A 24,359-nucleotide genomic window follows, 5' to 3' on the forward strand; every position below is an offset into this window, starting at 1 on the left:
CCGGTTCAGAACTCCTCGCGGGCGGACTCCTGCTCCAGCAGCGCGTCGAGATCGGTCAGCCGCTTCATCGTGGCGACGGCGCGGGCGGTGCGGTTGTTGCCCGCCATCATCTCCTCGTGGCGGTGCACGAACTGCCAGTAGCCCGCAGTGAAGGGGCAGGCCTTCTCACCCACCCGCACCTTCGGGTCGAACGCGCAGCCCGAGCACAGGTCGGTCATCCGGTCGATGTAGGCGCCGCCGGAGGCGTAGGGCTTGGTGGCCATCCGGCCGCCGTCGGCGTGCTGGCTCATCCCGATCACGTTGGCGGGCATCACCCAGGCGAACCCGTCGACGAACGCCGTCGCGAACCAGTCGTTGAGCTCCGCCGGCCGGTATCCACGCTGCATGGCGTGGTTGCCGAGGATCATCAGGCGCGGGATGTGGTGGGTCCAGCCGCGGTCGCGGACCCCGCCCAGGGCGTGCGACAGGCAGTTCGCGGTGACGGCGTCGGCGTCCAGGTCGGTCCACCAGTCCGGCAGCGGGGTGCGGGCCCGCAGGTGGTTGCGACGCGTGTAGCCGCGCCCGAAGCGCCAGTACAGCTGCCAGACGTACTCCCGCCAGCCGAGGATCTGCCGGACGAACCCCTCGACGCTGGACAGCCGCGCGTCCCCGTCGTGGTAGGCCTGCTCGGCGGCGTGCACCGCCTCCAGCGGGTGCAGCGCGCCCAGGTTCATCGGCACCGACAGCAACGAGTGCGCCATGGCCCAGTCCTGCTCCAGCACCGCGTCCTCGTACGGGCCGAAGGTGTCGAGGCGGTGCCGGACGAAGTGCCGCAGCGCCCGGGTGGCCTCCTCGTGGGTGACGGCGAAGCGGCGCGGCCCGTCGTTGCCGACCGTGGGGTACCCGGCCGCGTCGAGGTCGGCGCGGACCTGCTCGTCGATCCCGTCCTCGCGGGGTTTCCAGGGCGCCTTCACCTCCAGGCGCTCGGCGCCCTTCGGCGGGGACTCGCGGTTGTCGTGGTCGTAGTTCCACTTCCCGCCGACGGGCTTCTCGCCGTCCATGAGCACGGAGAACCGCTCGCGCTGGGCGCGGTAGAACTCCTCCATCCGGAAGGTCTCGCGGTCGCCGGCCCAGTCGTCGAACTCGTCCTTGCCCAGCGCGAAGGTCGGGGTGGGCCGGACCTCGGTGACCAGCCCCTCCTTCACGAAGCGGCGCACCATGTCCGAGGCCGGGAACGACGTCGGCTGGTGCACCACCACCGGGCGGCCGACCTGCTCCAGCGCCTCGCGGTAGGTGTCGGTGCGCAGGTAGGTGGCCCGGTCGCCGAGCTGCTCGGCGAGGTGGCGCATCCCGGACAGCACCAGGTGCAGCTTCTGGCGGTGGTGGCGACGCCGGCCCAGCGCGCGGGTGGACTCGACGATCACGATCTCGCGGCCGGCGAACTCCTCGGTGTCCCACACGTGCGGGCCGAGCTGGTCGGCGAACAGCCAGAGCGGAGCCGTGTCATCGGACGACATCGGCCCAGTGTCGGGGTGGTCGCGCGGCGCCGCGCGGCGAGCGGCGGCGGCCTACTGTTGCATCCGTGAACGATCCGGAGCTGGAGGCGGAACTCGCCGACCACCACCACGACCACTCCCACCGTGACATCTCCGGCGGCTGGCTGCGCGCGGCCACCTTCGGCGCGATGGACGGCCTGGTCACCACGATCGCACTGGTCGCGGGTGTCGGGGGCGGCGGGGCGGGCCGGGACGTCATCGTGCTCAGCGGGCTCGCGGGTGTCGTCGCGGGCGCGTTCTCGATGGCGCTCGGCGAGTTCGCCTCGGTCGGCACCCAGAACGACGCGCTCGACGCCGAGGCCGCCGTCGAGCGCCGTGAGCTGGCCCAGCACCCCCGCGCCGAGCAGCACGAGCTGGCCGCCCGGTTCCGGGAGATGGGCCTGTCCGACCAGACCGCCGACGCCGTGTCCCGGGAGGTGCACCGCGACCCCGAGCTGGCGCTGCGGATGCACATCAGCCAGGAGCTGGGCGTGAGCCTGGACGACAAGCCGTCGCCGTGGGTGGCGGCGGTGTCGTCGTTCGCCGCGTTCGCGGTCGGCGGCCTGATCCCGCTGATCACGTTCCTGCTCGGCTACGGCTCGCTCGCGCTCGGCCTCGCCGTCGGCGGCGTCGGCCTGCTCGTCGCGGGGGCGCTGACCTCGCGGTTCACCTCCCGGTCGTGGTGGTCGGCGGCGCTGCGCCAGCTGGCGTTCGGCGCCATCGCCGCCGGCGCCACGTACCTGGTCGGCTTGCTGATCGGCGTCAGCGCCGCCTGAGGGTCAGTCCTCCACACTGATCACCCGGGCCGGGCACACGTGCTCGGCCTCCTTCACCGCGTCCCGGTCGCCCTCGGCGGGCGAGTCGGTCAGCAGCGCGACGATCCCGTCGTCGTCCTGGTCGAAGACGTCGGGCGCGGTCACGACACACTGACCGGCCCCGATGCACAGTTCCTTGTCCACGATCACGCGCATGGCCATCAGAATGCCACCGGCAGCGCGTGCACGCCGTAGACCGCCATGTCGTCGCGGAACGCGATCTCCGAGTCCGGCACGGTGACCCGCAGTCCCGGGAAGCGCCGCAGCAGCGCCGGGTAGGCGATCTGCAGCTCCAGCCGGGCCAGTGGCTGCCCCAGGCACTGGTGCACCCCGAACCCGAACGCGACGTGCCGGTTCGTCCCGCGGGTCACGTCGACCTCGTCGGGGTGCGACCACTGGCGGGGGTCGCGGTTGGCGGCCTCGGCGGCGAGCACGACGCCCTCCCCCGCGCGGATCGTGACCCCGCCGATCTCCAAATCCTCGGTCGCGACCCGGCGGCGGCCGACGTGGGTCACGGTCAGGACCCGCAGCAGCTCCTCGACCGCGGCGCGGACCTGCGCGGCGTCGCCGTCGCGGACGACGGCGAGCTGGTCGGGGTGGTGCAGCAGGGTCAGCGTGCCGAGCGCGATCATGTTCGCCGTCGTCTCGTGCCCGGCGACGAGCAGCAGCAGCGCCGAGGCACTCGCCTCGTCGACGGTGAGGTCCCCGGCCGCGACCCGGGCGGCCATCCCGCCGAGCACGTCGTCGCGCGGCTCGTCCAGCCGCTCCCGGACGAGGCCGGCGAGGTAGTCCTGCAGCGCGTCCGACGCCGCGGCCGACGCCTCCGCGCCCGAGGTCAGGTCGACCATGATCCGGCTCTGCGCCTCGAAGAACGCGTGGTCGGCGTAGGGGACCCCGAGCAGGTGGCAGTCACCAGCGACGGCAGCGGCAGCGCGAACGCCTGCACCAGGTCGGTCGGGTTCTCCCCCGCCTCCATGGCGTCCAGCAGCTCGGTGACGGTCTGCTCGACCAGCGGCCGGAGACGCTCGATGCGGCGCACGGTGAACTCACCGATGAGCATCCGCCGGTGCCGGGCGTGCTCGGGGCCGTCCATCATGATGAAGCTGCGCCGGCGCCCCCGGGAGCGCACGCGGCGCGACCGCGACGCGGCCGGGTAGCCGTCGCGGTCGGCGTCGGCGGACAGCCGCTCGTCGGCGAGCGCGGCGCGGACGTCGTCGTAGCGGGTGACGAGCCACGGCGTGCTGCCGTCCCAGATCCTGACCCGGGCGATCCCCGGCCCGGCGGGGCACTCGTCGTCCCGGATGCGGGCGAGCTCGGCGGGCGGGTCGAAGGGGCACCCGCGCGTCATCGGGTAGGTGGGCACGGGATCGGTCACGGCGGTCATCGGCATCACTCCCACCAAGGATGTTAGCAATGCACAGTTTCATTGCGCAACGATCTTCGCCGGCCACAGGAACGGCCCCGTCCCGGGGTCGGGACGGGGCCGCTGGGCGGTGGAGGTGCCGGGAATCGAACCCGGGTCCTCCGTCGGTTCACGAGGGCTTCTCCGTGCGCAGTCCGCTCTGTCTCTACTTGGATCCACCGGTCACGCGAACAAGCCGGTGTGACGATCCCAGCCGCTGTTGGATGTCCCCTGCGGTTCCGCGGCCGGACCGCAGGGTGAGTCCCCTGAATGATGTCGGGAACCGGAGCGGAGACGCCTCCGGCCCGACAGCCCCTACCTGGTGATCAGGCAGCGAGCGCGTAAGCGCTCTGGGCAGTGCGACTGTTGTCGGCACTTATTTTTTTGCGACGCATGGTTAACGAGATCATCGTCGCCTTCCTCGGCACGCTTCACCTCGATCAACGATCGGAGTCGAAACCGTTCACCCCCTGGTCGGATCCCGGAGGACCCGCAGTCCACCTGCACTCCGCACGGACGTACCCGGGCGGACGCACAGCATAACGCCCCACGCCCGCCCGATCATCCCGGTTCCCGGTGGCGTGTTATCCCGCCGCGACGTCGTAGGTGTGCCCCGCGGCCCGCAGCCGGTCGACCAGCACGTCACCCAGCGCGGTGGCCGGGGTGAGGCAGCCCGCACGGTCGGGCAGCGCGGACCCGCCCAGGGCCAGTGCGAGGCCCGCCTCGCCGAACATGACCGCGGTGGCCCCGTAGCCGGGGTCGCCGGGGCCGGAGACCCGCACCCGGTAGCGACGTCCGGACTCGGTCTCGGCACGCACGTCCATCCGGAACCAGCCGCGCTCGCGGGTCCGCTCCGACGGCCCGGTCCCGGGCGCGGGCAGCACCCGGTCGAGCAGCGGGCGGATCGGCGGCACCATGAACGCACCGACCAGCGCGCCGAGCCCGCCGGTGACCACACCCGCGGTGACCGCCCCGGACACCCCGCGACCACAGCCCTGGAGCTCGCCGTAGCGCAGTCCGCGGCCGTAGGCGTGGTCGAGCAGCGCGTTGGAACGGCGCACGATCCGGGTGTTGTAGGACGCCATCACGAACGGCGCGGTCCAGGTGCCGTCCGGGAGCCGGGCGGGCGGTCCCGCGTCACCCGGCTGCGACGGCGTCGGCTCGGCCGACGGGTCGGGGCTCAGCGAGTGCGGGCGGGCGGCCAGGCGCCGGGCGTCGCGGTCGGTGCGGACGGTGTCGAGCTGCCCGCGCAACGAGTCCACCGTGCCGCCGGAGACCCCGCCGCGCATCGTCGCGACCGTGCGGACCTCGGTGAGCCCACCCGCGCCGTCGGCCTGTGCGGCCCGGTGCGCGAGGAACACCCCCAGGTCGGAGGGGACGGAGTCGTAGCCGCAGGAGTGCACGATCCGCGCGCCGCTCGCGCGCGCGGTGCCGTGGAAGCGGTCGATCGCCTCGCGGACGAACAGCACCTCGCCGGTGAGGTCGGCGTAGTGGGTGCCGGCCCTCGCGCACGACCCGACCAGCCCCAGACCGTACTTCGCATACGGGCCGACCGTGCTCAGCACGACGCGTGCGCCCGCGGCGAGCCGGTCGGTCGCGGCCGGGTCGGCGGCGTCGGCGACGATCAGCGGCCAGTCCCGCGCCGACGCCGGCAGTGCCGCCCGGGTCGCGGCGAGCTTCGCCTCGGAGCGGCCGGCCAGCGCGATGCGCACCCCGGGCGGGGCGTGCTCGGCGAGGTGACGGGCGATGAGGCCGCCGACGAAGCCGGTCGCGCCGTAGAGGGCGATGTCGACCGGGGCGGCCGCGCCGTCCCCGTCGTTCTGCGGGCTGACCATGTCTAGGAGCTCCTCGGGGTCTCGGCCGCGGGGCCGGGGGCGGCGTGTCGGACGGGGTCGACGCCCAGCAGCGCGGCCGGGGCGTCGTACAGGACCGAGCGCAGGAAGGCCGCGCCGAGGCGGGGCTCGGCCGCGGCCCAGCCGGCGATCGCGGCGAGCTGCTCGGCGTAGGCGTAGGGGATGTTGGGGAAGTCGGTGCCGAGCACGATCCGCCCCGGGTGCTCGGCCAGGCGTGCCGGCCAGTCCGGCGGCAGCGGCGCGATCCGCTGGGAGAACGCGGTGCCGACCATCGTCGTGTCCAGCACCAGGTTCGGGAACCGGTCCAGCAGCTCCAGCGCGCCCCGGAAGTCCGGCATGCCCGCGTGCGCCAGCACGATCCGCAGATCGGGGTGCGCCGCCAGCACCTCGGCGAAGATCCCGAGCCCCGTGTGCTCGCCGGGGATCGGGCCGTCGCCGCAGTGGACGACGGCGGGCACGCCCGCGTCGGCCAGCAGGCCCCAGGCGTCGCGCAGCAGGGGGTCGCGCGGGTCGAACCCGCCGACCTGGACATGCACCTTGACCATCCGCGCCCCGTCGGAGACGGCACGGCCGAGGTAGTCGACCACGGACGGTTCCGGGTAGAGCGTCGCGGTGCGCACCGCGCGCGGGTGGGCGTCGGCGAACCCGCCGGCCCAGCCGGTGAGCCACTCCCCCATGCCCGGCTTGTGCGGGTAGGTCAGGGGCGCGAACGCGAGCACTCCGAGGCGTTCGAGGATCGCGTAGCGCTCCTCCTCGGGTAGCCGGTACTGCACCGGCCACGGGGTGCCGTAGTGGGTCTCGGCGTCGTCGAAGTAGGCCCAGACCTTGTCGAGCATCCGCTGGGGCAGGAAGTGCACGTGCACGTCGACCAGGCCGGGCAGGTCCAGCTCGGCGGTCCAGCGGGGCACGTCGGCGTCGTCGACCGGTGGCTGGGGGAGATCCACGGCCCCACCCTAGGCGGGCCGTGGCTCAGCCGCGCAGGTCCCGGGCCCGCCCCTTGGCCGCACGGCCGACGGCGCGCGCGATCTCCTTCTGCGCGTCCTTCTTGGCCAGGTCGCGGCGCTTGTCGTAGTCCTTCTTGCCCTTGGCGAGCGCGAGCTCGCACTTGACCTTGCCGTCGTTGAAGTACAGCGACAGCGGCACCAGGGTGAGCCCGCCCTCGCGGGTCTTGCCCATCAGTCGGTCGATCTCCCCGCGGTGCAGCAGCAGCTTGCGGGTGCGGCGCGGCTCGTGGTTGGTCCAGCTGCCGCGCACGTACTCCGGGATGTGCAGGTTGCGCAGGAAGATCTCGCCGTCGTCGATGGTGGCGAAGGCGTCGACCAGCGACGCCCGCCCCAGACGCAGGCTCTTCACCTCGGTCCCCTTGAGCGCGACCCCGGCCTCGAACTCCTCCAGGATCGCGTAGTCGTGCCGGGCCCGACGGTTCTGCGCGATCACCTTCCGGCCCTGTTCCTTCACACGACCAGCCTACCCGCGTACCGCCACCGGTATCCGACCGCAGCATCGCCGGAGCACCGCTCTTGCGTGTCGACGGCGCCGCGTGCAGACTCCGGGACGAGAGCAGTGCTCTCGTATCGGATCGACGATCACAGGAGACGGACATGACGACGACGGTCCTGGTGACCGGGGCGACCGGCGGGATCGGCGGGCACCTGCTGACCGCGCTGGCCGGTCGTGACGTGACGGTGCGGGCGCTGGTCCGCGACCCCGACCGCCTCGGCGACGCCGCCGGCGTCGAGGTCGTGCGGGGCGACCTGCGCGACCCGGACGCCGTCGCCGCGGCACTGGACGGGGTCGACGCGGCGTTCCTCAACTCACCCTCGGCCCCCGACGCCGCGACCACCCAGATCGCGGTGGCCGACGCCGCCGCGACCGCCGGGGTGTCCCGGCTGGTGCTGCTGTCGCAGTTCGCGGCACGGGAGGACTCCCCGGTGCGGTTCCTGCGCCGGCACGCCGCGGTGGAGCAGCACGTCCACGACCTGGGGATCGGCCACGTGGTGCTGCGGCCGAACCTGTTCCTGCAGGGCCTGCTGGCCTTCGCCCCCCTGGTCGCCGCGACCGGCCGGTTCGGCGCCCCGATCGGCGACGCCGCGGTGAGCGCGGTCGACGTGCGCGACATCGCCGACGCCGCCACGGCCGTGCTCACCGGCGCCGGAGGGGACGGTGCGGTGCACGACCTCACCGGGCCGCGCGCGGTCACCCACGCCGGGATCGCCGCGGCCCTGACCCGGGCCACCGGACACCCGGTGACGTTCGACGACCTCACGCCCGAGGCGTTCGCCGCCGCCCTGGACGGGGTGCTGCCGCCCTGGCAGGCCGCGGGACTGGTCGAGGACTACGCCCACTACGGGCGGGGCGAGGCCGCCCGGGTGGACGACGCCGTGGCCGTCCTCACCGGCCACCCGGCCCGCACCCTGGAGGAGTTCGCCCGCGACCACGCCGCGGCGTTCGCCCCCGCGGGGTGAGCGCTCAGACCTTCACGTAGGCGCGCAGGGTCACGTAGCCGGTGATCCCGGCGACGAGCGCCCCGGTGGGCACGAGCAGCGCCGAGACCACCAGCACGTCGGTGATCCGGACCGGCGGGATCACGCCGGCCTGCCCCATCGCGGCGAACAGGTCGTCGACGACGGCGTACTTGGCCGCGACCAGGCCGATCCCGGCGAGCGCCCCGCCGACGGCCCCGGCGATGGCGGCCTCGACCAGGAACGGCAGCTGGGTGGTCCAGCGCGTCGCACCGACCAGGCGCATCACGCCGACCTCCGTGCGCCGCATGAACGCCGAGACCTGCACCGTGTTGGAGATCAGCAGGATCGCCGCGAGCGCCTGCACGACGGCGAGCGCGAACGCCACGTTGCGCACCCCGTTCAGGAAGTCGAACAGGGTCCCGACGACGTCGCGCTGGTCGATCACCCCGCGCACCCCCGGCCGGCCCTCCACGGCGGCCCGGGCGGCCGCGGCACCCGCCTGCTGGTCGGTCAGGGTGACCCGCAGCGTGGCGGGCAGCGACTGCGGCCGGGCGACGTCGGCGACCGACTGCCCGGCGAACAGCTCGCGGAAGCGGGTCCAGGCCTGCTGCTGGGACTCGAACGAGACCGAGCCGACGCCCGGGGCGGCCTCCAGCGCGCTCCGCACCGACGCGCACGTCGGCCCGCTGCAGTCCGGGTCGGTCTCCGAGACGTCCGGGGTGAGCGCGACCTGGATCTCGAGCCGGTTCGTGTAGAGCGCCGAGATGTCGTCGATGGTGCGCAGCACGAGCAGGCCCGCACCGACCGACATGAGGGTGACCGCGGTGGTCAGGACCATCGCGACGGTCATCGTGACGTTGCGGCGCAGGCCGGAGGAGACCTCGCGGGTGAGCAGGGCGGGGCGCATCTACCGGCCCGCCCCGTACACCGCGCGGGCCTCGTCGCGCAGCACGCCGCCGTCGGCCAGCTCGATCACCCGGCGGCGCATCGCATCCACGATGGACGAGTCGTGGGTGGCCATCAGCACCGTGGTGCCCGCCCGGTTGATGCGCTCCAGGACCTGCATGATCTCCCGCCCGGTCTCGGGGTCGAGGTTGCCGGTGGGCTCGTCGGCCAGCAGCAGCGGGGGCCGGTTGACCGACGCCCTGGCGATCGCGACGCGCTGCTGCTCGCCGCCGGACAGCTCGTGCGGCAGCCGCTCGGCCTTGCCCTGCAGCCCCACCATCTCCAGCAGCTCCGGGACGGCGATCCGGATCTCCGAGGGCCTGCGCCCCAGCACCTCGAGCGCGAACGCGACGTTGCCGGCGACGGTGCGCTTGGGCAGCAGCCGGAAGTCCTGGAACACGCACCCGATCCGCTGGCGCAGCTTCGGCACCTTGCGCCGGGGCAGCCCGGCGACGTCGAGGCCGTCGATGAGGATGGATCCCGAGCTGGGGACGTCCTCGCGCAGCAGCAGCCGCAGCAGCGTCGACTTGCCCGACCCCGACGGTCCGATCAGGAACACGAACTCACCCGCACCGACCGTCGCGGAGACCCGGTCCAGCGCCGGACGCCCGGACGCCGGGTAGCGCTTGGTGACGTCCCGCAGCTCGATCACGGAGCGGGACGGTACCGCCGCCCGGAGTACACGGGCCGTGACGACACGCCCGTCAGGCCGGTCCGGCGGCGACCGGGTCCCGCGACGGGTCGAGCGCACCGGCGAGCCGGTCCAGGACGGGGACCGCCGCACGCAGCGCGACCGCGTCGGCACCGTCCAGGTCGCCGAGCGCGCGCCGGATCTGCCGCGTCCAGGCGGCGTCGAGGAGCTCGCGGTGCCGGACCGCCCGGGCCGTGGGGTACAGCAGCGCACGACGGCCGTCGGCCGGGTCGGCACGGCGCTCGACGAGGTCGCGCCCGACCAGTGACCGGACGGTCGTACTGACGTTGCTGGGCTGCAGCCCGAGACTGCGGGCCACCGCCGACACCGGGTGCCCGGGCCGGGCCGAGACCCACCGGAGCACCTCGTGCTCGGATCCGGTGATCGCGTCCAGGCCGACCGCGCGTTCGCCCGACGCCCGCAGCACCCGCGACAGGTCGTGGACGGCGACCACCAGCGCCGCCCAGTCCTCGCGCTCCTTGATCTCCGTCACAGACGCAATACTACTCGACCGTTCATATATATTTTCATAGCTGATTGCCGTGGGAGAGAGGACCGTCATGACCGTGGGTACCGAGCAGGCCGCACCGAGGACCGCGCGCGGCCGCACCGTGCCGGACGGCGTGTGGATCGGTGTTCTCGCGCTGCTGACGGCCGTGGCGCCGCTGGCCACCGACATGTACCTGCCCGTGCTGCCGACCGTGGCGACCGAGCTGGGGGCGTCGGCGTCGGCGGCGCAGCTGACCCTGACCGCGTTCCTGGTGGGGCTGGCGTTCGGGCAGCTGGTGATCGGCCCGCTCTCGGACAGCTGGGGGCGGCGACGCCTGGTCCTCGCCGGCACGGTCCTGCTGTTCGTCGCGTCCCTGGCGAGCGCGGTCGCGCCGTCGGTCGCGGTGCTCGTCGTCGCCCGGTTCCTGCAGGGCTTCGGCGGTGCGGCCGGTCTGGTGCTGAGCCGCGCGATGATCTCCGACCGCACCACCGGCGCGCGGACCGCGCAGCTGTTCTCGCTGATGATGGCGATCAACGGGATCGCCCCGGTGGTCGCGCCGGTGATCGGCAGCTCGCTCGGCGGGGTCGTCGGCTGGCGGGGCATCTTCGTCGTGCTCGCCGGGCTGGCGCTGCTCATGCTGGTGTCGTCGCTGCTCGCGGTGCACGAGACGCTGCCGGCCCCGGCCCGTACCTCCGGCGGTGTGCGACGGACCTTCTCCGACACCGGTGCGCTGCTGCGCCGCCGTCGTTACGTCGGCTACGTGCTCGCGTTCGCCACGTCGTTCTCGATGATGTTCGCCTACATCTCCGGGTCGCCGTTCGTGCTGCAGCAGACCCTCGGCCTCTCCACGACCCAGTACGCCCTCGCCTTCGGGACGAACGCGGCCGGGCTGGTGCTGGGCAACATCGTCAGCAGCCGGCTCGCCACTCGGGTCGCCCCGCGCCGCCAGCTCGTCGTCGCCGTCGGAGGGCTGGTCGTGCTGTGCGCGGCGCTGCTCGTCGTGGTGCTGCTCGGCGCCGCCCGCTGGCCCGTCCTCGTGCTGCTGTTCGCGACCCTGGCCACGCTCGGGTTCGTGATGGGCAACAGCGCGGCGCTGGCGACCGGCGAGGTCCGCGACCGCGCCGGGACGGGCTCGGCCCTGCTGGGGGCCACCCAGTTCGGCCTCGGCGCCCTGGTCTCGCCGCTGGTCGGGTCGAGCGCGACGGCGATGGCCGTGACCATGCTGACCGCGGCCACGCTCTCCGCCGTGTCGCTCGCCGCCCTGACCCGCGGCACGACCGCGCCGCGCTGAGCCCGCCCCGCCGCCCCGCCCCGGACACTCGTCGGCCCGGCCGCCGTGACGCCGAGATGCGGCTCAGCGGGAATTGTCGATCTCCACGGCCCGCTGAGCTGCATCTCGGTGGACCGCGCCGACCCGGGTCGAGGCGCGCGGGCCACTGGACACGGGGCCGTCGTCAGGGGGCGGTGATCTCCACCGGCAGCCCGGGGTCGCTGAAGGAGACGGTCACCGCACCCGGGACCGCGGCGCCGGCGTTCTGCGTCCCGGCGGCCGGGGCCTGCGGCTCCAGGCGCAGCCGGAGCAGCCGTCCGCGGTCGGCGGGGGCGGCGTCGGGGGCACCGAGCCAGGCGGTGAACCGCGGGGTCGGCGAGACCAGCCCGGCGAGCTCGTCGAGCCGGGTCGCGACCGCCGGGTCCGGGGCGCCGGCCCGTGCGGCGGCGAGGTCCACCGACCCGGTGTACGTCGTCGCGGCGACGCCGTCGAAGTCGGTGGCCCCCGGCGCGGCGACGACGTCGCGCAGTCCGGGCGCGGCGTGCAGCATCCCGCCGACGGCACCGACCGGGAGGAGCCCCGTGGACAGCGGCTGCCAGCGGTCGCTGCCGCCGAACCGGACCCAGGCACGGTCGTCGAGCACCCTGACCCGGGCACCACGGGTGCCGAGGGCGACGGTGAGGTCCGCGGCGAACGGGGTGAAGCGGGCGGGGCCGGAGGCGCGCACCGGGCCGGTGACCGAGTCGAGCTCGACGTCGACCCGCGCCGACCCGGCGTCGGCGAGCGCGGTGCCCGCGGCGGCCACGGTGTCCTGCGCCGACGGCGCGGCGGAGGCAGGCGGAGCCCCGTCGGCGGCCGGCTCCGGGGATCCCGTCGTGCATCCGGCCAGGGCGAGGACGAGGAGGGCGCCGCAGACGGCGGACGCCCGGCGACCCCGGCTCACGAGGCCGATTCGGTCTGCTTGCGCCAGCGGATGCCGGCCTCGATGAACTCGTCGATCTGGCCGTCGAGCACCTGCGAGGGGTTGCCCTCCTCGTGCTCGGTGCGCAGGTCCTTCACCAGCTGGTACGGGTGCAGCACGTAGTTGCGCATCTGGTTGCCCCAGGAGGACCCGGCCTCCTTGAACGAGTCGCGCAGCTCGCGCTCCTCCTGCCGGCGGCGCTCCAGCAGCTTCGCCTGCAGCACGGCCATCGCCGACGCCTTGTTCTGCAGCTGGGAGCGCTCGTTCTGGCAGGCGACGACGATCCCGGACGGGATGTGGGTCAGCCGGACCGCCGAGTCGGTCGTGTTGACGCCCTGGCCGCCGGGCCCGGACGCGCGGAACACGTCGACCCGCAGGTCCTTCTCGTCGATCTCGATGTGGTCGGAGGTCTCGACGACCGGGGCCACCTCGACACCGGCGAACGACGTCTGGCGCCGCCCCTGGTTGTCGAACGGCGAGATCCGCACCAGGCGGTGGGTGCCGGCCTCGACCGACAGCGTCCCGAACGCGTACGGCGCGTGGACGGCGAAGGTGGCCGACTTGATGCCGGCCTCCTCGGCGTAGGACGTCTCGTAGACGTCGGTGCCGTAGCCGTGGCGCTCGGCCCAGCGCAGGTACATGCGCAGCAGCATCTCGGCGAAGTCGGCGGCGTCGATGCCCCCGGCCTCGGACCGGATGGTCACCAGGGCCTCGCGCTCGTCGTACTCGCCCGAGAGCAGGGTGCGGACCTCCAGCGAGGAGATCTCGCTGCGGAGCTTCGCGCGCTCGGCGTCGGCGTCCGCGACGGCGGACTCGTCGCCCTCGTCCTCGGCGAGCTCGTAGAGCACCGGCACGTCGTCGAGGCGGCGGCGCAGGTCGTCGAGCCGGCGCAGGTCGCCCTGGGCGTAGGCCAGCCGGCTGGTGATCTGCTGGGCGGCGTCGACGTCGTCCCAGAGGTCCGGCCGGCCCGCCTGCTCGGACAGTTCCTCGATCTCCTGGCGCAGCCGGGGCACGTCGGCGACGGCCTCGATGCTGGACAGCGTGGTGTCGAGGTCCTTCAGGTCGGCCTGGACGTCGGAGTTCACAACGGTCGAGGGTACGCGGGGGTGGGACCCGGTTCAGTCCTGGGGGATCGCGTCGATCAGCTTGATCATCGCCCGGGTGTGGGCGACGGCGAAGTCCGCGACCGGACGGCCGTAGGGGTCGTCGGTCGCACGGGCGGCGGCGCGGGCCACCGCGAGCCGCTCGGCGTAGGCCTCGCGGGCGGCCGCGACGAGCTCGGTGCGCTGCTTGACCGTCAGCGTCCCCGCGTGCAGCAGCCGCAGCACCAGCGGGCTGCGGACGGCGTCGGCGTCGCCACCGGTGGCGAGCCAGTGCTTGAACGACCGCTTGCCGGCGGCGGTGATCACGTACTGCTGGCTGGCCCGCGGGCCCTGCTTGCCCAGGCGCAGCAACGCCTCCTCGGTCAGCGCGGGCAGCTCGCGGTAGACCTGGCTGCGGGTGACCGAGAAGAACAGCCCGAACCGCTCACCGGCCGCCGCCACCAGCTGCCCACCGGTCATCGGCCCGCCGTGGAGCAGACCGAGGAGGGCGGCGGCGGTGGCGTTGACCGGTGTGACGGGTGCCATCGTCCGACGGTCCCACGTCCGCGCCGGGCGCGCGAGTCCACAGCGCACATCCGCCCTGAGCAGACGGGGTGCACTGTGGCCTCACGCGGCCCACGGAGGGGTCAGGCCCCGATGGTCAGGGAGGCGATCCGCTCGCGGGAGACGGCGACGTCGCCGTACTGGCCGGCGAGCCGCTTGGCGCGCTTGTAGAAGAAGTGCGCCTCGTGCTCCCAGGTGTAACCGATGCCGCCGTGGAACTGGATCATCGCCGCGGTCGCCTGGAGCGCCACGTCGCTGCTCTTGGCCTTGGCGACGGCGACGGCGAGCTCGGCACCGTCGAGCCCGGCGTCCACCGCGTGCGCGGCGTAGAGCGCCGCGTGCTCGGCCATCGTGACCCCGACGTGCAGGTCGGCCAGCGCGTGCTTGAGTGCCTGGAACGACCCGACGGGCACACCGAACTGGGTGCGCTCGCGGTCGTAGGCGACGGTGCGGGTCAACGCCTCGCGGGCGATGCCGACCAGGTCCGCGGCGGCCAGCACGGTCGCCCGGTCGGTCAGCTGCTTCTGCAGCTCGACGGTGGTGCCGGGCAGCGCCTCGGCGGTCCCGCCGTCCAGCGACGCGAGCCGGGTGGTGCCGTCGTAGCTGCCGACCGGCGACGCCGTGGCGCCGGTGATCAGCGCCAGCCCGGGCAGCCCGTCCTCGGCCGGGGCGACGACGACGTCGGCGAGCGCGCCGTACTCCACCACCGGCAGACCGGTCGCGGCGCTGCCCCGGGTGGTGAACGCACCGACCGCCTCGCCCGCCGCGAGTTTCGGCAGCCAGGCCGCCTTCTGCTCGTCGGAGCCGGCGAGCCGGATCGCGTCGGCGGCCAGCACGGTGCCGCGCCACGGGCCGGGGGCGACACCCGCCCCGAGCGCCCGGGCGATCACCTGGGCCTCGACCAGGCCGAGACCGAGGCCGTCGTGCTCCTCGTCGACGGTGACCGCGGTCCACCCCTGCTCGCCCGCGGCGCGCCACAACGACGCCGGGTTGCCGTCGTCGGACGGGTTCTCGACGACCGCCCGCACGGCGGCGAGGTCGAAGCGCTCGGCCAGGTAGTCGCGCACCGCGGCGCCGAACTCCTGCTGATCCTGGGTGAGTGCGAAGAACATGTGTCCGTTCCCCTTACCGCGGCAGGCCGAGCACGCGCTCGGCGGTGACGTTGCGCTGCACCTGTGACGAGCCGCCCCAGATGGTGACCGAGCGCGACCACATGGCCTGGGCGTGCAGCGGGCGCAGGTCGGTGCCGTCGGGCAGCGCGTCGAGCGTGGCGTCCTCGCCGAGGATCCGGTCGTAGACCTCCCACAGGTCCTGGAACGCCTCGGACCACTGCAGCTTGGTCATCGACGCCTCGAAGCCGAGATCGCGGCCCTGCTCGACCTGGGTGAGCACGTGCATCGAGTGCAGCCTCAGGCACTCCAGCTCGACCAGGACGCGGGCCAGGTCGTCGCGGATCACCGGGTCGGTGTCGCGGCCGAGCCTCCGGGCGACGGCGGCGATCTCGTCGTACTGACGACGGAACTCGGTGTACTGGGAGATGCCGGACGCGCCGCGCTCGAACGAGAGCAGCAGCATCGCGGTGCGCCAGCCGTCACCGATCTCGCCGAGACAGTCCGCGGCCGGGACGCGGGCGTCGTCGAAGAAGACCTCGCCGAACTCGCTGGCCCCGCTCATCTGGCGCAACGGGCGCGCGGTGACGCCGGGCTGGTCCATGTCGATGAGCAGCATCGAGATGCCGCGGTGCTTCTCCGACCCGGCCTCGGTGCGGACCAGGGTGAAGATCTTGTCGCCGTGCACGGCGTTGGTGGTCCAGACCTTCTGGCCGTTGACGACGAAGTCGTCACCGTCGCGGACGCCCTTGGTGGACAGCGCCGCGAGGTCGGAGCCGGCACCGGGCTCGGAGAAGCCCTGGCACCACACGACCTCGTTGCGCAGCAGCGGGCCGATGATCTCCTTCTTCTGCGCGTCGGTGCCGATCGCCATGACCGTCGGCGCGAGGAAGGTCAGCCCGAGCGGGTTGACCGTGCGCGGCGCCTGGGCGCGGACGGTCTCCTCGTCGTAGATGGCCTTCATGCCCGGCGTGCCGCCGCGGCCGCCGTACTCGACGGGCCACTGGATGCCGGCGAACCCGGCGTCGGCCTTGTCCCGCTCCCAGTCGCGCCGCAGCCGGAAGCTCTCGGAGTCCTCCAGGGACTCCCAGAACCCGGGGCGGGTCCACTCCTGCGGGATGTGGGCGCCGAGCCAGGAGCGCAGTTCGGCGCGGAACTCCTCCTCGGCCGGGGTGAAGGTCAGGTCCATGGATGAGCACCCGTTCGTCGTGTGAGGTCGGCACTGTCCCGACCCGGAGCCTTCCATACCCGCCGGTAACCTGCCTCCCGCGGCGTGTCCGTGGCCCGGGCGGTATGCAGGGAGTAGCATTTCGGTATGCGCAGCGAGCGGGTGACGGTCACGCTGCCGGCGGAGCTGGTGGCCGAGGCGAGGGACGCGGTGTCCCGGGGATCGGCGGCGAGCCTGTCCGCCTACGTGGCGGAGGCCGTGCAGGCACGGCAGGACCGGGACCGTTCCCTGGCCACCCTGGCCGACCTCTACGGCGGCCCCCCGCCGGCCGACGAGCTGGATGCCGCGCGCCGTTCGCTGCGCCCGGTCCCGCCCGTGGCCGTCGGCTGAGCCCGCGATGATCGGCGGACGCGTACTCGACTCCTCGGCTCTGGCGGCCTTCGCGACCGGTCGCCCCGTCTACATGCGTGCGCTGGTCTGGGCCGCGGTGGAGGAGAACATCGTGCTCGCGGTGCCCAGCGCCGCCCTCGGCCGCGCCTGGTCGATGGTCGACGCCGAGCACCACGCCGCACTGCAGGTCCTGCTGGGTCTGCCGAACACCGTGATCCACGAGCTGTCGCCCGAGAGCGCCCAGGAGGCCGGGCTGCTGCTGGCCTCCCAGGGACTCGACGACATCGTGACCGGCCAGGTCGTCACCGCCGCCCGGCGGCGGGGCTGGCCCGCGGTCACCGGGGACCCGGGGTCGCTGCGCAAGCTCGACCCGATGGTGCCGATCGAGGAGCTGCCCTGAGCGTGCTCAGGCGCTCCCGTCGCGCAGCCGGGTCCGGAGGCGCGTCAGCTCGTCCTCGGTGAGACCGTTCTCGCGCAGCCAGCCGACCGGGCCGCCGTGGCGCTCGTCGAGCAGCCGCAGGAACTCGGCCATGACCTCGGCCCGTGGGCGGTGCCGGTCCAGCTCGTCGGCACCGGGCATCGGCTCACCCGAGACGGTCGTCCACTTCCGGAACAGGGCGTCGATCCGGGTCGCGGACAGCGCGTAGTCGGCGGTGATCTCCTCCCGCGGCACCCCGACCGCGGCGCACACCAGCGCGACGAGCACGCCGGTCCGGTCCTTGCCGGCGGCGCAGTGCACGACGGTCGTGCCGGACTCCAGCCCGGCGATCCGGCGGACCCCGTCCACGACGTACTCGCCGCGGCCGTCGAGGTAGGCCAGGTAGTGGCCGAGCATCGGGTCGAGCGCGGCGTGGGCGTCCTCGGTCTCGGGCAGGGCGATCCCGGTCTCGGGGATGAAGCTGAGCCGGTGCACCGGCACCCCGGCCGCGGCGAGCGCACCGAGGCCGTAGGTCGTGCGTTCGTGGTCGGTGCGCAGGTCCAGCACCTGCGCGACGCCCAGCTCGTCGGTGAGGTACGCGACGGCGGCCGGCCCCAGCCCCTCCAGGGACTCGGTGCGCAGCAGGACGCCGGTGCGGACGCGACCCCCGCCGTCGAGCGGGAGGCCGCCGACGTCACGGGCGTTGGCGAGGCCGTCGACGGTCAACCAGCGGTCCGGTACGAGATCGGTCACGACCCCAGGTTAGGCAGCCCGGGGCGCCACGGCAGCGGTCACCGGGCAGGGTTCACCGGCCGTGCACCGGCGGGCGGCGCAGCGCGGCGGGCAGCACCCGGGCACCGTCGCCGTACGCGGCGGCGGCGTCGTCGGGGTTGACCAGCCGGCAGGTCGTCATCGACAGGCAGCCGCAGCCGATGCAGCCGTCGAGGCCGTCGCGCAGGGCGGTCAGCGCGTCGATCTGCTCGTCGAGCCTGCCGCGCCAGGACCGCGACAGCCGGGCCCAGTCCGACCGGGTCGGCGTGCGGTCCGCGGGCAGCGCGTCGAGGGCGGAGCGGACCTCCTCCAGCCCGATCCCGATGGACCGGGCCGCCCGGACGAAGGCGAGCCTGCGCAGCACGCTGCGCCGGTAGCGGCGCTGGTTGCCCGAGGTCCGCGTCGCGGAGATCAGCCCTTCGCGCTCGTAGTAGCGCAACGCCGAGTGCGGGAACCCGCTGCGCTCGACGATCTCCCCGATGGTCAACAGGTCGCCCGTGTCCATGCCCGTCCCCCGTCCCACTACCCCGCCGCGGCCGTCCCACACGCCGTTCCGCGCATCGGGACGGCCCGTACAAACCTCGAGCCGACTCCAGTATTGCGCCGTTCATCGCAAGCCCGCCACCTGCGGGGACCGCCGTCCGTCGGCCGAGGGGCACCGTCCACCGGGTTGCTCCCCGCACTCTCTCAAGATCACGGAACCGGTGAACGGTGCCTGTCGCGCGGCGACCGACGACCCCGGGGCTGGACCCCCGCGACGGGGCCCTCTACGGTCATCCCCAGTCATCACGGCCCGATCACGAGCGGGCTGGAGCCGGACTCCCCGACCGGCTCACCCGGGACCCCCGACCCGGCCGTTCGTGCGCGGTGCCGTCCGTGATCTGAAAGGCGTTTCCTTGCCCGGACACCGCTCCCCCGGTGGCCACCACGGGTTCCCCCGACCCGTGGCGACCACACCCGCAGCGACGGCCGCTGCACCGTCCCTCCGTTCCTCGCGGCACGGCGGCCCCGCGCACGCCGCGCGTCGTGCCGGCACCCGCACGGCCGCCACCGGCGCCGCGTTCGGCGTGCTCGCCTCCGGTGCGTTCGCCGCGATCGTCCCGACCACTCTGGACGGGACCTCGACGCAGGCCGACGCCGAGGAGGGCGGCACCACCGCCGCCACGACGCTGGCCGCGTACTCCGCGAACATCCCCTCGGCCACGAAGGCCACGGACGGCTCGACCTCCGGCTTCTTCAGCCCGGTCTCCTTCGCCCAGCCGTCCGCCGCGTCGGGCGCGCTGCAGGCCGCCGCCCCCGCCCAGGACGCCGACCTCGCGTCCATGGGCAAGGCGCACGAGATCGCGACGAAGATCGCCGCCGAGCACGCCAAGGCCGCCGCGGCCGAGAAGGCGCGCCAGGCCGAGAAGGCGCGGATCGACGCGATCGTCGCCCAGGGCGGACTGGACGGCTGGATCGCCGAGGCCCTGGACCACATGGGGCTGTCCCAGTCCTACGCGAGCGGGCTCAAGCGCATCATCCTCAAGGAGTCCAACGGGAACCCGCACGCCATCAACAACTGGGACTCCAACGCCGCGGCCGGCAACCCGTCCGAGGGCCTCATGCAGGTCATCCCCTCGACGTTCGCGGCCTACGTGCACCCGGACTTCGCGGACCGGGCGATCACCGACCCGATCGCGAACATCACCGCGGGCGTGCGCTACATGATCGACCGCTACGGCATCGACACGCTCGACGCGGGTGGCCGGGTCGGCAGCCACGGCGGATACATCGGATACTGAGCGAGACCCTGACCCCACGACGGCGGTCACCGGGGGAACCCGGTGACCGCCGTCGTCGTTGTAGGGGTCGAATCGTAAACTTCCCTTTACCCGATCGTGCCCGCAACGAGGAGCTGCCACTCGTGTCGTCCCCCGGTGGAGCCCCCGCCAGCCGCACCACGACGACGGCCGGGGGCGTCGCGCGCTCCCGGTTCCGTCCGGAGCTGCAGGGTCTGCGCGCCCTGGCGGTGGTGCTGGTGGTCGTCTACCACGTCTGGGTCGGCCGGGTCTCCGGCGGCGTCGACGTGTTCTTCCTGATCACCGGCTTCCTCATCACCGGTGGTCTCCACCGGGCGGCGGCGCGGGGCGGGGTCGACGTACTCGCCACGTGGCGACGCCAGTTCTCCCGGCTGCTACCGGCGGTGACGGTCGTCCTCGTCGCGGGCGTGGTGGCCGGGTTCTGGCTGCTGCCGGAGAACCGGTGGATGCCGACCGTCCGGGAGACGGTCGCGTCGCTGCTGTTCCTGCAGAACTGGGAGCTGGCACACAACTCGGTCGACTACGCGGCCCGCGACAACGCGGCGAGCATCGTCCAGCACTTCTGGTCGCTGTCCATCCAGGGTCAGTTCTACCTGCTCGCGCCGCTGGTCGTGGCCGGTGTCGCGATCGCGACCCGGCGGGACGGTGCCGACCTGCACCGGCGGCTCACCGGCACGCTGCTCGCCGTCGGCGGGGCCTCGTTCGCGTACTCGGTGTACCTGACGCTGGTGAACCAGCCGCTCGCCTACTTCCACTCCGCGACGCGGATCTGGGAGTTCGCGCTCGGCGGGCTGCTCGCGCTGTGGATCTCCCGGATCGAGGACCGGCCGGAGCTGACCCCCGGCACCCGCGCGGTGCTCGGCTGGGGCGGCGTGGCCGCGCTGGTCTCCTGCGGGATCCTGCTCCAGGTCGACCGCGCGTTCCCCGGCTGGGCGGCGCTCTGGCCGACGCTGGCCGCGGCGATGGTGCTGGTCGCCGGGCGGTCCGGGCACCGGTTCGGCGTCGACCGACTGCTGTCGGGACGGGTGCTGCGCACGATCGGCGACATCTCGTTCCCGCTGTACCTGTGGCACTGGCCGATCCTGACGCTCACCCTGGTGCGCACCGGGCAGGACCGGCTGGACCTCGAGCAGGGCGCCGCCGTGATCGCGGTGTCGTTCGTGCTGGCCTGGCTGACCCACCGGTTCGTGGAGCAGCGGATCGCCGCGCTCGACGTGCGCCACGCGCTGCGGACCGGCGGGGTGCTCGCGCTGACCGTGCTCGTCGCGGCGGGCTCCTGGTACGGGCTGGCCGCCGCGCGGACGTCGACGCCGGTGCTGGCGGGCTCGCCGTCGCACCCGGGCGCGGCGGCGCTGTCCCCGCAGTTCGACCTCGCCTCGCTCGACCCGGCCGACGCCGAGCTGACCCCGTCGCTGGTGCAGGCGCCCGACGACTGGAGCTACCACGGCACCAGCTGGGACTGCGGGCCCTCCGAGCACGGCGCGGAGCTCGAGGTCTGCACCGTGCCCGCGCCGGCCCCGGAGACCTCGGAGCGGACGGTCGCCGTGGTCGGCGACTCGCACGCCCAGCAGTACGCCGCCTCGCTCGCGGTGATCGCCGAGCAGCGCAACTGGTCGATGGTGGGCATGTTCCGCGGGGCCTGCCCGATGTCGGTGCGCTCGGAGACCGTCGCCGACGACCAGGGGTGCACCGACTGGAACGCCGCGGTGCACGACCAGCTGGTCGCGATGCACCCCGACGCGGTCCTGACCCTGGCCAGCCGCGACGTGCGGCCCGGACTGCACGAGCAGACCCCCGAGGGGTTCGTGCAGGCCTGGCAGCGGCTCGACGCGGCCGGGATCCCGGTCGTCGCGGTCCGCGACAACCCCCGGTTCGACTTCAACGTGGTCGACTGCGTCGCCAGGCAGGGCCGGGGGGCGCCGGACTGCGAGGTCGACCGGCACACGCTGTACCAGCCGTACCCGCCGTGGTCGGCGGTCCCGGGCGTCCCGCCGAACGTGGTGTTCGCCGACGTGGCCGACGGCATCTGCGACCCGGCGGTCTGCCGCAGCGAGGTGGGCAACGTGCTCGTCTACATGGACGACAACCACCTGACCGCGACCTACGCCGAGACCCTCGCCCCGACGCTCGCGACGGCGTTCGACCACCTCGGCTGGTGAGCCTCAGGCCGGGCGGACGCTCCGCCCGGCCACGGAGACGACGTCGCCGCGCCGGATCCGGGCGCCCCGGCGGTGCTCCGGTGCCCCGTTGACCGTGACCTCGCCCGCCTCCAGGATCTCGCGGGCGTGCACGCCGTCCTCGGCGAGGCCGGCGAGCTTCAGGAACTGACCGATCCGGATCGGCTCCTCACGGATGGGCACGTCCTGCGGGGGCTGTGGCGTCCTCATGTCCCCAGTGTGGCCGCCGTAGCATCACCCGGCGTGGGTGACCACTACTTCAGCGCCACGCCGTCCGTCGCGAGCCACCGCGGGTCGGTCCGCCTGCACACGTCCGGCGTGGACCTGTCGCTGGTGACCGACACCGGGGTCTTCTCGCACAGCCGCCTCGACCGCGGGACGAAGGTGCTGCTCGACACCGCGCCGATGCCGCCGGTCCGCGGCCCGCTGCTCGACGTCGGCTGCGGCTACGGCCCGATCGCGCTCACCCTGGCCAGCCGGCGCCGCCGGCTACCGGTGTGGGCGGTGGACCTCAACGAGCGCGCGCTGGGCCTCACCCGGGAGAACGCCGACGCGGCCGGGCTGGGCAACGTGACCGCCTGCCGGCCCGAGGAGGTCCCCGACGACGTCACCTTCGCCGGGATCTACTCCAACCCGCCGATCCGCTCCGGCAAGGCCGCGCTGCACGAGCTGCTGCTGCGCTGGCTCTCGCGGCTCCTCCCGGACGGGCGGGCGTACCTGGTGGTGGCCAAGAACCTGGGCTCGGACTCGCTGCAACGGTGGCTGAACGACGAGCAGGGCTTCCCGACGACCCGCCTGGCCTCCGAGCGCGGCTACCGGGTGCTGGAGGTCGCACCGGCGCCCTGAGCGGGCGGGAGCAGCCCGTCGACGAGTGCGTCGACGACGGTGTCGGTCGGGGTGTCCGGGTCGATGGACAGGGTCAGCCGGTCCAGGAGCAGGCCGTCGACCGCGTAGTGGAACAGCGCGATCTCCGCGGGCCCGCCAGGCAGTCCCGCGGCCCGGTTGTAGGCGACGTCGGCGGCGAACCCGGTGCGCAGCCACTCCCCCATGACCTCGGCGACCTCCGGGCGCCGGGCAGCCTCCAGGCGGAGCTCGAACAGCGCCAGCGTCACGTCCCGCTCGGCACCGAGCCGGCGCACGATGTCGCGGATGTGGTCGGCGAACATCGCGGGCCCCGCCTCCCCCGCACGCAGCCCGGCGACGGTGTCCGGGTCCGGCGCCAGGCGTTGCCCGATCCGGTCGGCCAGCGCACGGACGAGCTCGGCGCGGGTCCGGAAGTAGTTCGACGCCGTGCCGGTCGGGACGCCGGCCTCCCGGTCCAGCGCGCGGTGGGTCAGTCCCCGGGCACCCTCGCGGGCCAGGACGGCCAGCCCCGCGTCGGCCAGCCGCTGCCTGCGGTCGTCGTTGCGTGCCATGCGGGCACCCTAGACGAACCACGACGCCTGTTGTACTTTCGACGACCACGACATCCGTCGTGGTTTTCTCGACCCGGAGGTCCGCGCATGCGCGAGCTCGTCTACTACGTCGCGGTCTCGCTTGACGGCCGCATCGCGGCCCCCGACGACACCTTCGACGCCTTCCCGCAGACCGGCGACCACATCGACATGATCCTGCGGGAGTGGACCGACACGGTCCCGGCCGTCGGGCTGGACATGCTCGGGCTGACCGCGGACAACAGCCGGTTCGACACCGTGCTGATGGGCTGGAACACCTACGCCGCGGGCCTGGCGGCCACCGCCGACCCGTACCCGCACCTGGAGCAGTACGTCCTGTCGCGCAGCCGTCCCGCCGACGCGGTGCCCGCCGGGATCACCCTGACCGGGCGCGACCCGGTGGACCTCGTCCGCGAGCTGAAGCTCCGCACCGGCGCCGGCATCTGGCTCTGCGGTGGCGGGCGGCTCGCGGCCGCGCTGGCGGGCGAGATCGACCGGCTGGTGCTCAAGGTGAACCCGGTCGTGCTCGGGGCTGGCAAGCCCCTGTTCGACGACGGCGGCGGGTACTGGCCGCGGTCGTGGGACCTGGTGCGGTCGACGCCGTACCGCTCCGGGGTCGTCGTCGCCGAGTACGCGCGGGTCCCCTGACAGGACGAAGGCCCCCGGGGTGCTCCCCGGGGGCCTTCGTGCGTGGTAGCGGGGGCAGGATTCGAACCTGCGACCTCTGGGTTATGAGCCCAGCGAGCTACCGAGCTGCTCCACCCCGCGCCGTCCGGGACCGCGTGCGATCCCGTCTGTGTTGTGTCACCACCGTACACCGGTCGTTCACCGGACCTCCGAGGGGGGTCGCTCCCGGCCACCGGGCCGGATCCCCACGACGAACGAAGGCCCCCAGGGGATCCTGGGGGCCTTCGTGCGTGGTAGCGGGGGCAGGATTCGAACCTGCGACCTCTGGGTTATGAGCCCAGCGAGCTACCGAGCTGCTCCACCCCGCGCCGGACGGAACCGCGTGCATTCCGTCTGTGTTGCAGGGGCAACCTTA

26 protein-coding genes, 2 tRNA genes, 1 other RNA gene and 1 pseudogene are annotated in these 24,359 nt (G+C 73.7%); 9 read left to right on the forward strand and 21 right to left on the reverse strand.

Annotation, left to right across the window (positions count from 1 at the left end; genetic code table 11):
• Positions 1-5 precede the first annotated feature (5 nt).
• The gene (locus AC0GKK_RS09880; RefSeq protein ID WP_308818231.1) at positions 6-1,496 is read right to left on the reverse strand and encodes a cryptochrome/photolyase family protein; all 1,491 of its coding nucleotides are present in this window, start codon (positions 1,494-1,496) and stop codon (positions 6-8) included.
• A gap of 65 nt (positions 1,497-1,561) precedes the next feature.
• On the opposite strand from AC0GKK_RS09880, the gene AC0GKK_RS09885 reads away from it, so the two are divergent.
• A complete protein-coding gene (locus AC0GKK_RS09885) occupies positions 1,562-2,290 on the forward strand; it encodes a VIT1/CCC1 transporter family protein (RefSeq protein ID WP_489883654.1) in 729 nt (242 codons plus the stop codon).
• A gap of 3 nt (positions 2,291-2,293) precedes the next feature.
• Here AC0GKK_RS09885 and AC0GKK_RS09890 read toward each other — a convergent pair whose 3' ends face one another.
• The 6 genes and pseudogenes from AC0GKK_RS09890 to smpB form a co-directional block, all read right to left on the reverse strand.
• Positions 2,294-2,485: a ferredoxin gene (locus AC0GKK_RS09890; RefSeq protein WP_208819900.1), complete on the reverse strand. Its 192-nt coding sequence runs from the start codon at positions 2,483-2,485 to the stop codon at positions 2,294-2,296.
• Positions 2,486-2,490: 5 nt separating this feature from the next.
• Positions 2,491-3,713 (reverse strand): annotated as a pseudogene (locus AC0GKK_RS09895) (cytochrome P450).
• Positions 3,714-3,820: 107 nt separating this feature from the next.
• Positions 3,821-4,202: a transfer-messenger RNA gene (gene ssrA, locus AC0GKK_RS09900) on the reverse strand.
• A gap of 113 nt (positions 4,203-4,315) precedes the next feature.
• Complete coding sequence (locus AC0GKK_RS09905) at positions 4,316-5,566, reverse strand: saccharopine dehydrogenase family protein (protein ID WP_489883655.1); 1,251 nt, start codon at positions 5,564-5,566, stop codon at positions 4,316-4,318.
• Positions 5,567-5,568: 2 nt separating this feature from the next.
• Entirely contained in the window at positions 5,569-6,528 is a 960-nt protein-coding gene (locus tag AC0GKK_RS09910; RefSeq protein WP_489883656.1) for an amidohydrolase family protein, read from the reverse strand.
• Between the two features lie 25 nt (positions 6,529-6,553).
• The gene (smpB, locus tag AC0GKK_RS09915; RefSeq protein WP_073578366.1) at positions 6,554-7,042 is read right to left on the reverse strand and encodes an SsrA-binding protein SmpB; all 489 of its coding nucleotides are present in this window, start codon (positions 7,040-7,042) and stop codon (positions 6,554-6,556) included.
• Positions 7,043-7,185: 143 nt separating this feature from the next.
• Here smpB and AC0GKK_RS09920 point away from each other — a divergent pair, with 143 nt between their 5' ends.
• Entirely contained in the window at positions 7,186-8,049 is an 864-nt protein-coding gene (locus AC0GKK_RS09920) for an NmrA family NAD(P)-binding protein (RefSeq protein WP_489883657.1), read from the forward strand.
• Between the two features lie 4 nt (positions 8,050-8,053).
• Here the strand turns inward: AC0GKK_RS09920 and ftsX are convergent, their stop codons facing one another.
• From ftsX to AC0GKK_RS09935, 3 genes are read right to left on the reverse strand one after another with little or no spacing between them, the layout of a single operon-like run.
• On the reverse strand, positions 8,054-8,956 hold the full coding sequence (gene ftsX, locus AC0GKK_RS09925) for a permease-like cell division protein FtsX (protein WP_405419035.1): 903 nt from the start codon (positions 8,954-8,956) through the stop codon (positions 8,054-8,056).
• Positions 8,957-9,646: a cell division ATP-binding protein FtsE gene (gene ftsE / locus AC0GKK_RS09930; protein WP_405419036.1), complete on the reverse strand. Its 690-nt coding sequence runs from the start codon at positions 9,644-9,646 to the stop codon at positions 8,957-8,959. It lies immediately after the preceding gene.
• A 52-nt stretch (positions 9,647-9,698) separates the two neighbouring features.
• Positions 9,699-10,247 (reverse strand): MarR family winged helix-turn-helix transcriptional regulator, encoded by a 549-nt coding sequence (locus AC0GKK_RS09935; RefSeq protein ID WP_489883658.1) that lies wholly within the window; start codon positions 10,245-10,247, stop codon positions 9,699-9,701.
• Between AC0GKK_RS09935 and AC0GKK_RS09940 the strand changes: the two genes are divergently transcribed.
• Entirely contained in the window at positions 10,246-11,466 is a 1,221-nt protein-coding gene (locus AC0GKK_RS09940; protein ID WP_476653947.1) for a multidrug effflux MFS transporter, read from the forward strand. The two genes, AC0GKK_RS09935 and AC0GKK_RS09940, sit on opposite strands and share 2 nt — an antisense overlap.
• Positions 11,467-11,629: 163 nt before the next feature.
• Here the strand turns inward: AC0GKK_RS09940 and AC0GKK_RS09945 are convergent, their stop codons facing one another.
• The 5 genes from AC0GKK_RS09945 to AC0GKK_RS09965 form a co-directional block, all read right to left on the reverse strand.
• Entirely contained in the window at positions 11,630-12,388 is a 759-nt protein-coding gene (locus tag AC0GKK_RS09945; protein WP_489883659.1) for a hypothetical protein, read from the reverse strand.
• A complete protein-coding gene (gene prfB, locus AC0GKK_RS09950) occupies positions 12,385-13,491 on the reverse strand; it encodes a peptide chain release factor 2 (RefSeq protein ID WP_073578362.1) in 1,107 nt (368 codons plus the stop codon). The genes AC0GKK_RS09945 and prfB overlap by 4 nt, the downstream gene beginning before the upstream one ends.
• Before the next feature lie 33 nt (positions 13,492-13,524).
• Positions 13,525-14,034 (reverse strand): helix-turn-helix transcriptional regulator, encoded by a 510-nt coding sequence (locus AC0GKK_RS09955; protein ID WP_020621783.1) that lies wholly within the window; start codon positions 14,032-14,034, stop codon positions 13,525-13,527.
• Positions 14,035-14,135: 101 nt separating this feature from the next.
• The gene (locus AC0GKK_RS09960) at positions 14,136-15,164 is read right to left on the reverse strand and encodes an acyl-CoA dehydrogenase family protein (protein ID WP_489883660.1); all 1,029 of its coding nucleotides are present in this window, start codon (positions 15,162-15,164) and stop codon (positions 14,136-14,138) included.
• 13 nt (positions 15,165-15,177) lie between these two features.
• Positions 15,178-16,350: an acyl-CoA dehydrogenase family protein gene (locus AC0GKK_RS09965; protein ID WP_346106837.1), complete on the reverse strand. Its 1,173-nt coding sequence runs from the start codon at positions 16,348-16,350 to the stop codon at positions 15,178-15,180.
• A 126-nt stretch (positions 16,351-16,476) separates the two neighbouring features.
• On the opposite strand from AC0GKK_RS09965, the gene AC0GKK_RS09970 reads away from it, so the two are divergent.
• Both AC0GKK_RS09970 and AC0GKK_RS09975 read left to right on the forward strand, forming a co-directional pair.
• Complete coding sequence (locus AC0GKK_RS09970) at positions 16,477-16,719, forward strand: ribbon-helix-helix domain-containing protein (protein WP_020621780.1); 243 nt, start codon at positions 16,477-16,479, stop codon at positions 16,717-16,719.
• A gap of 7 nt (positions 16,720-16,726) precedes the next feature.
• Positions 16,727-17,119: a hypothetical protein gene (locus tag AC0GKK_RS09975; protein WP_062400607.1), complete on the forward strand. Its 393-nt coding sequence runs from the start codon at positions 16,727-16,729 to the stop codon at positions 17,117-17,119.
• 6 nt (positions 17,120-17,125) lie between these two features.
• Here the strand turns inward: AC0GKK_RS09975 and AC0GKK_RS09980 are convergent, their stop codons facing one another.
• Both AC0GKK_RS09980 and soxR read right to left on the reverse strand, forming a co-directional pair.
• The gene (locus AC0GKK_RS09980) at positions 17,126-17,890 is read right to left on the reverse strand and encodes a tyrosine-protein phosphatase (RefSeq protein WP_489883661.1); all 765 of its coding nucleotides are present in this window, start codon (positions 17,888-17,890) and stop codon (positions 17,126-17,128) included.
• Positions 17,891-17,942: 52 nt separating this feature from the next.
• Positions 17,943-18,413, reverse strand: a complete 471-nt coding sequence (gene soxR / locus AC0GKK_RS09985) for a redox-sensitive transcriptional activator SoxR (RefSeq protein ID WP_062400605.1) — start codon at positions 18,411-18,413, stop codon at positions 17,943-17,945.
• Between the two features lie 439 nt (positions 18,414-18,852).
• Here soxR and AC0GKK_RS09990 point away from each other — a divergent pair, with 439 nt between their 5' ends.
• Positions 18,853-19,689, forward strand: a complete 837-nt coding sequence (locus AC0GKK_RS09990) for a transglycosylase SLT domain-containing protein (protein ID WP_224403434.1) — start codon at positions 18,853-18,855, stop codon at positions 19,687-19,689.
• 122 nt (positions 19,690-19,811) lie between these two features.
• Positions 19,812-21,866: an acyltransferase family protein gene (locus AC0GKK_RS09995; protein WP_208819926.1), complete on the forward strand. Its 2,055-nt coding sequence runs from the start codon at positions 19,812-19,814 to the stop codon at positions 21,864-21,866.
• A 3-nt stretch (positions 21,867-21,869) separates the two neighbouring features.
• On the opposite strand, the gene AC0GKK_RS10000 is transcribed toward AC0GKK_RS09995, so the two are convergent.
• Positions 21,870-22,094 (reverse strand): RNA-binding S4 domain-containing protein, encoded by a 225-nt coding sequence (locus AC0GKK_RS10000; RefSeq protein WP_208819928.1) that lies wholly within the window; start codon positions 22,092-22,094, stop codon positions 21,870-21,872.
• A gap of 33 nt (positions 22,095-22,127) precedes the next feature.
• Between AC0GKK_RS10000 and AC0GKK_RS10005 the strand changes: the two genes are divergently transcribed.
• Positions 22,128-22,730 carry a class I SAM-dependent methyltransferase gene (locus AC0GKK_RS10005; protein ID WP_476653944.1) on the forward strand — a complete coding sequence of 201 codons (603 nt, stop codon included), beginning with the start codon at positions 22,128-22,130 and terminating at the stop codon, positions 22,728-22,730.
• Here the strand turns inward: AC0GKK_RS10005 and AC0GKK_RS10010 are convergent.
• A complete protein-coding gene (locus AC0GKK_RS10010) occupies positions 22,697-23,299 on the reverse strand; it encodes a TetR/AcrR family transcriptional regulator (protein WP_337830401.1) in 603 nt (200 codons plus the stop codon). The two genes, AC0GKK_RS10005 and AC0GKK_RS10010, sit on opposite strands and share 34 nt — an antisense overlap.
• Before the next feature lie 87 nt (positions 23,300-23,386).
• Between AC0GKK_RS10010 and AC0GKK_RS10015 the strand changes: the two genes are divergently transcribed.
• Positions 23,387-23,965 carry a dihydrofolate reductase family protein gene (locus AC0GKK_RS10015; RefSeq protein WP_405419045.1) on the forward strand — a complete coding sequence of 193 codons (579 nt, stop codon included), beginning with the start codon at positions 23,387-23,389 and terminating at the stop codon, positions 23,963-23,965.
• Between the two features lie 43 nt (positions 23,966-24,008).
• Here AC0GKK_RS10015 and AC0GKK_RS10020 read toward each other — a convergent pair.
• Together AC0GKK_RS10020 and AC0GKK_RS10025 are read right to left on the reverse strand one after the other, a co-directional pair.
• A tRNA-Met gene (locus tag AC0GKK_RS10020) sits at positions 24,009-24,085 on the reverse strand.
• Positions 24,086-24,235: 150 nt separating this feature from the next.
• A tRNA-Met gene (locus AC0GKK_RS10025) sits at positions 24,236-24,312 on the reverse strand.
• Positions 24,313-24,359 lie beyond the last annotated feature (47 nt).

The organism is Pseudonocardia sp. P-1 (assembly GCF_058111925.1).